Here is a 6,940-nt window from a genome sequence, read left to right on the forward strand (position 1 = left end):
GCGCGCGGCCCGCGTTCATCGTGCCCACCGGCAACCTCGGCAATGCGTTCGCGGCGATCCTCGCGCGCGCGTGCGGCCTGCCGATCGGCGATATCCTGCTCGCGACCAACGCGAACCGCACCCTGCCCGACTTCTTCGCCGGCACCGACTACACGCCGCGCGCGAGCGTCGCGACGCTCGCCAACGCGATGGACGTCGGCGCGCCTAGCAACTTCGAACGCCTGCGCTGGCTGTACCCGGACGACGCCGACCTGCGCCGCGCGGTCACCGCCGAAGCCGTCGATGACGCGACGATCCGCGCGACCCTGCGCGCCTACGCCGAGCGCGGCCTCGTCGTCTGCCCGCACACCGCGACCGCGCTGCACGTGCTCGACCGCCGCCGCGCCGCCGGCGACCATGCCGACGCGATCGTCGTCGCGACCGCACACCCGGCCAAGTTCGACACGATCGTCGAACCCCTGCTCGGACACCCGGTCGATGTCCCGCCCGCGCTCGCCGCGGTGCTCGCGCGGCCGGCCCATGCGCAACCGATCCGCGCCGCCTATGCCAAGCTCTGCGCGGTCCTGGCGGGGCCCGAAGCCGTCGGTTCGGCGTGATCCGCCGTCGCTGGGGCGCGGGGCTTGGCGATCAGCGAAACGCGGGTTATCATGCGCGCCCTTTCGCGGTCCCCAGCCGCGGATTTCACGTGGGGCGGTAGCTCAGCTGGGAGAGCGTCGCGTTCGCAATGCGAAGGTCGGGAGTTCGATCCTCCTCCGCTCCACCACTTATCCAGTGTCGACGAACCCTCGAAGGCGATCCTTCGGGGGTTTTTCGTTTTCGGGGCTCGCTAGGCCAAGCAATCAGGGGTAGCGACCGGCGCCGGTGCCCTCCGCCGTCATTCCCGCGAAAGCGGGAATCCATTTTGATCTTCTCGCGCCCTCATCGCGCCCGGGCTTCCGTTCGCCAGCACGCCATCATCGAGCCGACCGCCCGCCGCGTCGCGGGCACTCCCATTCGCGTACATGGGCCGCCTCCCCGCCGCGAGCCGCACATCGATCTTCGATCCATCGTCGAAAGCAACCGTGACCACCGCTTCGACCTGATCGGTGAACGCACGCGTCACTACATCATTTTCCATCAGCTACGGCATCACCTCACCGGCAACTCCCGGGACGGATGCAAGCCCGTCCTGCTCGATGCGATCGAGCAGCTGCGCACGATAGTTGGCGTCCGCGACATAGTCACGCGCCGAAGGATTCGGTTGCGTGCGGATCGACCAGCGGTTCGCGCGGATCTCCGCGGTGGCCTTGTACGTTCCGCCGGTCGCGTTCGAGAGGCGCAGCAGCGTCGCCGCGATGTCGTGCATCATCTGCGGCGCCTCGCCTTCGATGCCTGCACACCGCGTCGTCGCTTCGTTCGGCTCGATGCCGCACGTCACTCGATACTCGCGGATGCTACCGTCGGTCGGATTCCAGACAAGACGGACGCCTTGCCTCTTGTCGATGGCAGCTTGAAGCATCTGTGCCGGCGAGCACCCCGGACACGGCACGCAAATCGCGGCTGATGCCTGGCTTGCTGCAAAGAGCAGGCTAACGATGGCGGCAATGGATCGAACGGATCGCTTGCTCATTTACCCTCTGGACTGGCGCGACAGATTCCCGCAACGAGCGCAAACCGAAACTACTCTAAACCACCACCGATTTCTCGGACACCAGAATGCGAGGACAATCCTCGCACGGAGGTGTTCGATGGAGAAGCGACAGCGATTCACCGCGGAGTTCAAGCGCGAAGCGGTTCGGCTGCTGCGGACGTCCGGCAAGCCGCAGCGGCTGATCCGCCTCGGCGAGCGCCTGTCCAAACACGGACACCGTGGTCGGCTCGACGATCATGCAGGCGTCGCTGCAGGGCTACGCGCTGCCCAAGGTGACCGGGGCAACCAGGGCCTGGAGGCCTGCGCGAGACGCTCGGGACGCGGTTCGCGAGCCGTGCGAAGGCGTCGGAGGCGAAGGCAGCCTGACCGCCCAGCCGCTCTCCCTCTCGCGAGGACGACGAAGCCGCAGCGATGCGGCCTTTTTGTTGCCGGATTCCAGGACGAAGGTGACGCATGGCGTCGCCGCATTCGATCCCCGCCTGGCTCGACCGGACCGCCAGCGCGCCCGCATGGATCTTCCCGGCAGGAACTCCAACCCGTCGAGCGCCGCGCGACTCGTCCAGCATGAAGCGTGAGCGAACGGGCATCGCCCGCGAATCACCGTTCGCACGCGCGTGCCGGAGGGTAGCGCGCGGGCCCGGGCGCATCGGGTGCGAGCGGGAGTCACTCGCAGTCCAGCGCGCGCGGTTGGAACCTCGGTTGCGGCCATTCGCCCGCCAGCGAACGCGAATGGCACGGCATGCAGGCGCATTGGCACGCCCGTCGCCGCGGCTCGCGCGCGAGTGCGGCGCATTCGGGGGTGAAGCAGAAGGGCTCGACGATCGAACACAACGGCGGGACGCGACAGCGCGGCGGTGCCGCCAGAATCGACGTACCGGACAGGTTGGTCGTCATTCGCATTTCACTTCTCCTCCCGACGTCATCGCACGGTCACGCCCCTCGCGCTTGGCTGCATACATCGCCGCGTCCGCGCGCGCGAGCACGTCGTCGAGCGATTGCGCAGGGGAGGCTTCGCACACGCCGGCGCTCAGCGTGAAGCGGATCGCGCGGCCGTCGTCGGCGGGCACGGTCGTGTTGCGGCAATGGGTGAGGATCGCTTCGGCGCGCGCGAGCGCCTGTTCGCGGCGGCTGCCGGGCATCGCGATGCAGAACTCCTCGCCGCCCATGCGCGCGACGAGGTCCGATGGTGCGGCCAGCTCGCGCAAGCGGTCGGCGACGGCCTGCAGCACGCGGTCGCCCGCGGCATGGCCGTGCTGGTCGTTGATGCGCTTGAAGTGGTCGATGTCGAGCACGACGACGCTGCCGATGCGCTCCGCGTCGCCGCGGCCGGTGTCGGTGTGCGCGGTCGCTCGGAAGAAACCGCGGCGATTGAGCAGGCCGGTGAGCCAGTCGACCATCGCGAGGTCCTCGTTGCGCGCAGCGAGCAGCGCGAACTGCAGCGCGAGGCAGGTGACTGCAAGCGAGAGCATGAACAACAGCGACGCCACGCTGAAGATCGCGAGGTGGTAGCCGATGTCCAGACGTGACGACGTCGGCAGCACGTTCGCGACGACCGCGTACGACCAGACGAGCACGGCCGCGTAGACGAGCGTGAGCACGCGCAGGCGGCGGTAGATGTGTTCGATCTCGTGTCGCGGCGGCCGCCGCAGGCTCGCCTGCAGTGCGAGCAGGAACACGAGCTGGCCGAACGCGGTGGTCAGCACGCGCAGGCGCGCGTTCGGCCACGCGATTTCGAACGCGAGCAGTGCGGCAGCCGGGATCGCGATCATCGCCGCCGCGAGCCACGGCTGCGCGCGTTGCCGACCGAACGCCCAGAAGCCGAGCAGGAGGCAGGCGCTGCCGGCACCGAGCGCGAGATGGTTGCCGACGATGCTTACCGTATCCCAGATGCCTTTGGCCGTGATCGAGAACAGGAACAGCGACGCGCCGTTGAGCAGGAAACCCGCCGCCCACAGGCGTGCGCCGTTGCCGTGTTCGTGCCGGCCGCCGACGTACACGAGCAGGCCCGCGAGCATGACCTGCATCAGGCCGCGGCTGAGTGCGAGGGTGGGGATGTCGAGCGGGAAAAGAGAAGAATCGGGCATGCAGCCGGAGCACCGGGCAACCGGAAGCCGGAGCTTCCGTTCGTCGCCACTATGCCAGCTTCGATCAGCGCGCCGAAAGCGCCCTGCCGCTAGCCCACTCGACGGCCGTTCAGCACGGGCCGTTCATGATGCGCCGGACGACCGGGATTGGATCTCATGTTCCGTACATTGAAGGCGCGCTGGCGCGCGTTTGTCGCGGTGCCGCGCGGCGAACGATTCCAGGCTCACCATCGGCGCTCGCACAAGGCGGGCACGTCGCGCACGATGCGCATCGTCGCGATCGCCGCGGCGCTGGTGCTCATCGTGCTCGGCATCGTCATGCTCGTGCTGCCCGGGCCCGGGTTGATCGTCATGCTCGCGGGCGCGGTGCTGCTCGCCGAAGAATCCGTGTTCGTCGCGCGCATGATGGATCGCATCGATCTGGCGGTCATGCGCATTGGCCGGCGGCTTCGCGCGCCGGCTTGAGGGTCGCAAGCCGAGCGTAGCCGGACGCGCGAAGCACGGGCGGCATGCGGATGCGAGTCGAAATGCGCCGGCCGACCATCGAGATGAAGGCATCGCGGCCGACGCCCTGCCACCGGAGCGCGACGGCCGTAGCGCCTCGGTCATTGCGTGGCCGCTGACCCCTGCGTCGACGGTGCTACCGCCGCGGAGGCCTCGGCGGCGTACACGCGCCGTCCACCGACCCACGTCTGCAGAACCCGCGTCTTCCAGATCTGCGACGGCGCGACCTTGAAGTAGTCGCGGTCGACGATGATGAAGTCGGCGCGCTTGCCCGGCTCGAGCGTGCCGACGGCGTCTTCCGCGTGGCCGGCCCAGGCCGCGTCGAGCGTGAATGCGCGCAGCGCCTCGACGCGCGTCATCGCCTGCTCCGCATGCCAGCCGCGTGGCGGATGGCCGTCGTGGTCCTGGCGCGTGATCGCCGAAAAGAGGCCGAAGAACGGATTGGCCGATTCGACCGGGAAGTCCGACCCGCCGGCGATGCGCGTGCCTTGTTCGAGGAACGTGCGCCACGCGTACGCACCGCGCAGGCGCTCGCGCCCGACGCGGTCCTCGGCCATGTCATGTCCGAAGTCGCGTGCGTCGGCTGCATCGATGCGATGAGGCCGAGCGACTTGAAGCGCGGGATGTCCGCCGGCGCGACGACCTGTGCGTGCTCGATGCGGTTGCGCAAGGCGCGCGCGTCGGGTCGTTTCGCGTACACGCTCGCGAACGCGTCGAGCACTTCGCGGTTGGCGCGATCACCGATCGCATGCACGCCGACCTGGTAGCCCTTGCCTACCGCCTTGTCGATCATCGCGGTGATGTCGGCGGGCGCGTGGAACAGGAGGCCCGTGTTCGCGTGGTCGTCGGAGTACGGCGCGAGCAGCGCCGCGCCGCGGCTGCCGAGCGCACCGTCGGCGTAGAGCTTGACCGCGCGCACGTCGAGGAAGCCGTCGCCGTAGCCCGTGAGCGGGCCGTCCTTGGCGATGGCGTCGAAGTCGGCACCGACGCCACCGATCATCGCGTAGATGCGCGTGGTGAGCTTGTGCTCGTCCGCGTAGCGCCGGTAGAGCGCATAGGTGCCCGCATCGATGCCCGGATCGTGCACGCCGGTGAGGCCGACGCTCGCCATCTCGGCGAGCGCGGCATCGAGCATGCGTGCGGCCTCGGCTTCGGTCGGCGCGGGCACGTGGCGTTCGACCAGCGCCATCGCCGCGTCGACGAACACACCGTTCGGGTTGCCCTGCGCGTCGCGCTCGATGCGCCCGCCGGCAGGATCGGGCGTGTCGCGGGTGATGCCGGCGACGCGCATCGCCGCGGTGTTCGCCCACGCCGCGTGGCCGTCGACGCGGTGCATCCAAGTCGGGCGGTCGGCGACGGCGCGATCGAGTTCCTGCGCGGTCGGGAAACGGCCGAGCTTCCACACGACCTGGTTCCAGCCGCGACCGATGACCCAGGCGTCGTCGGGGTGCCCGGCGGCGAACGTGCGCACGCGCGCGAGCGCGTCGTCGAGCGAGGTCGACGCGGCGAGGTCCGCATGGATCTTCATGTCGCCCAGGCCCATCACATGGCCGTGCGCGTCGATGAGGCCGGGCAGCAGCGCACGGCCACCGCCATCGACGACCTCGGCCTGCCCCGCCTTGCGGACGAGGTAGGCGCGGGAGCCGGTTGCGACGACCTTGCCGTCGGCGACGAGCATCGCCTCGAAGCGCCGCAACTTGCCGGCACCGTCGAGGGTGTAGCCGTCGACGTGATCGACCAGCAGCTCGCCCGCGACCGCACTCGCGGCGCCGAGCGCCGTGGCGAGCGCGAGCGGGATCGAATGGAACAGGTGAAAAATGCGCATCGAAGTCCCCGCTTCGGCTGGAATTGGCAACGATAGCGGTTCCGGCGCCGCCTGCGGTATCGCACCGCAGCGCGCGTGTTGCTTGCGCCCGGCGCGATCTCGGCGGCATCCTATGGCCGGAGGCGCCGGGAGGGGCCGCTGCCGCCCGCTGCGCGGGTCCAACAGGAGTTACTTCACCGCGCATGATCGAATTCGGACACAGCACCCACGTCGGCCTGCGCCGCGAGCACAACGAAGACACCTACTACGCCGACGCCGACCTAGGTCTGTGGCTCGTCGCCGACGGCATGGGCGGACACGAGCATGGCGAGGTCGCGAGCGCGCTCGCGCGTGACACGCTCGTGCGCGAGGTGAGCCGCGGCACCGAACTAGTGCGGGCGATCCAGATCGCCGACGAGGAGATCATCCGCCACTCGACGCGCCGTTCCGAAGCGCTGCCGATGGGTACGACGATCGCCGCGTTGCGCCTCGCCAAGGACGGCGCGTTCGAGGTCGCCTGGGTCGGCGACAGCCGCATCTACGTGTGGAACGACGGCCTCCGGCAGCTCTCGCAGGACCATTCCTACGTGCAGGAGCTGATCGACCAGGGCGCCATCACCAGCGAACAGGCGCGCAGCCACCCGCACCGCAACGTCGTCACCCAGGCGCTCGGCGTCACCGACCCGCAGTCGCTTCGCGTGGCGAGCATGCGCGGCGAACTCACGCCCGGCATGCAGCTCTTGATCTGCAGCGACGGCCTCACCGAAGAGGTGAAGGACAGCGCGATCGCCGCGATCGTCGGCCGCACGGAGCTGTCGGCGCAGGAGTGCGTCGACCACCTCGTGCTCGCCGCCCTCGACGGCGGGGGCTCCGACAACGTCACGGTGATCCTCGTCCGCGCGCGTTGAACGCCGCGCG

General features: G+C 69.4%; 7 protein-coding genes, 1 tRNA gene and 1 pseudogene. 4 read left to right on the forward strand and 5 right to left on the reverse strand.

Features of this window, described 5'->3' with window-relative positions; all coding sequences use genetic code 11:
• Together ACTHK2_RS17240 and ACTHK2_RS17245 are read left to right on the forward strand one after the other, a co-directional pair.
• Positions 1-596: pyridoxal-phosphate dependent enzyme (locus tag ACTHK2_RS17240; RefSeq protein ID WP_440246974.1), on the forward strand; the 596-nt coding region annotated here is incomplete at its 5' end.
• A 91-nt stretch (positions 597-687) separates the two neighbouring features.
• Positions 688-763: transfer RNA gene (locus ACTHK2_RS17245), tRNA-Ala, on the forward strand.
• Positions 764-874: 111 nt separating this feature from the next.
• Here the strand turns inward: ACTHK2_RS17245 and ACTHK2_RS17250 are convergent.
• The 4 genes from ACTHK2_RS17250 to ACTHK2_RS17265 form a co-directional block, all read right to left on the reverse strand.
• The gene (locus tag ACTHK2_RS17250) at positions 875-1,117 is read right to left on the reverse strand and encodes a hypothetical protein (protein WP_440246975.1); all 243 of its coding nucleotides are present in this window, start codon (positions 1,115-1,117) and stop codon (positions 875-877) included.
• 3 nt (positions 1,118-1,120) lie between these two features.
• Positions 1,121-1,609 (reverse strand): hypothetical protein, encoded by a 489-nt coding sequence (locus tag ACTHK2_RS17255; protein ID WP_440246976.1) that lies wholly within the window; start codon positions 1,607-1,609, stop codon positions 1,121-1,123.
• 55 nt (positions 1,610-1,664) lie between these two features.
• Positions 1,665-1,868: a hypothetical protein gene (locus tag ACTHK2_RS17260; protein ID WP_440246977.1), complete on the reverse strand. Its 204-nt coding sequence runs from the start codon at positions 1,866-1,868 to the stop codon at positions 1,665-1,667.
• 652 nt (positions 1,869-2,520) lie between these two features.
• Positions 2,521-3,714, reverse strand: a complete 1,194-nt coding sequence (locus ACTHK2_RS17265) for a diguanylate cyclase (protein WP_440246978.1) — start codon at positions 3,712-3,714, stop codon at positions 2,521-2,523.
• Between the two features lie 156 nt (positions 3,715-3,870).
• On the opposite strand from ACTHK2_RS17265, the gene ACTHK2_RS17270 reads away from it, so the two are divergent.
• Positions 3,871-4,179 carry a PGPGW domain-containing protein gene (locus ACTHK2_RS17270; protein WP_440246979.1) on the forward strand — a complete coding sequence of 103 codons (309 nt, stop codon included), beginning with the start codon at positions 3,871-3,873 and terminating at the stop codon, positions 4,177-4,179.
• Positions 4,180-4,319: 140 nt separating this feature from the next.
• Here the strand turns inward: ACTHK2_RS17270 and ACTHK2_RS17275 are convergent.
• Positions 4,320-6,043, reverse strand: a pseudogene (locus ACTHK2_RS17275) (amidohydrolase).
• 182 nt (positions 6,044-6,225) lie between these two features.
• Here ACTHK2_RS17275 and ACTHK2_RS17280 point away from each other — a divergent pair.
• Complete coding sequence (locus ACTHK2_RS17280; RefSeq protein ID WP_440246980.1) at positions 6,226-6,930, forward strand: PP2C family protein-serine/threonine phosphatase; 705 nt, start codon at positions 6,226-6,228, stop codon at positions 6,928-6,930.
• The last annotated feature ends 10 nt before the right edge of the window (positions 6,931-6,940 follow it).

It is taken from the genome of Dokdonella sp., assembly GCF_051958935.1.
GTDB lineage: Bacteria > Pseudomonadota > Gammaproteobacteria > Xanthomonadales > Rhodanobacteraceae > Dokdonella_A.

Coding starts and splice junctions, on each gene's coding strand:
- ACTHK2_RS17250 (WP_440246975.1), bottom strand. CDS start 1,117: ATGGAAAATGATGTAGTGACGCGTGCGTTCACCGATCAGGTCGAAGCG.
- ACTHK2_RS17255 (WP_440246976.1), bottom strand. CDS start 1,609: ATGAGCAAGCGATCCGTTCGATCCATTGCCGCCATCGTTAGCCTGCTC.
- ACTHK2_RS17260 (WP_440246977.1), bottom strand. CDS start 1,868: ATGATCGTCGAGCCGACCACGGTGTCCGTGTTTGGACAGGCGCTCGCC.
- ACTHK2_RS17265 (WP_440246978.1), bottom strand. CDS start 3,714: ATGCCCGATTCTTCTCTTTTCCCGCTCGACATCCCCACCCTCGCACTC.
- ACTHK2_RS17270 (WP_440246979.1), top strand. CDS start 3,871: ATGTTCCGTACATTGAAGGCGCGCTGGCGCGCGTTTGTCGCGGTGCCG.
- ACTHK2_RS17280 (WP_440246980.1), top strand. CDS start 6,226: ATGATCGAATTCGGACACAGCACCCACGTCGGCCTGCGCCGCGAGCAC.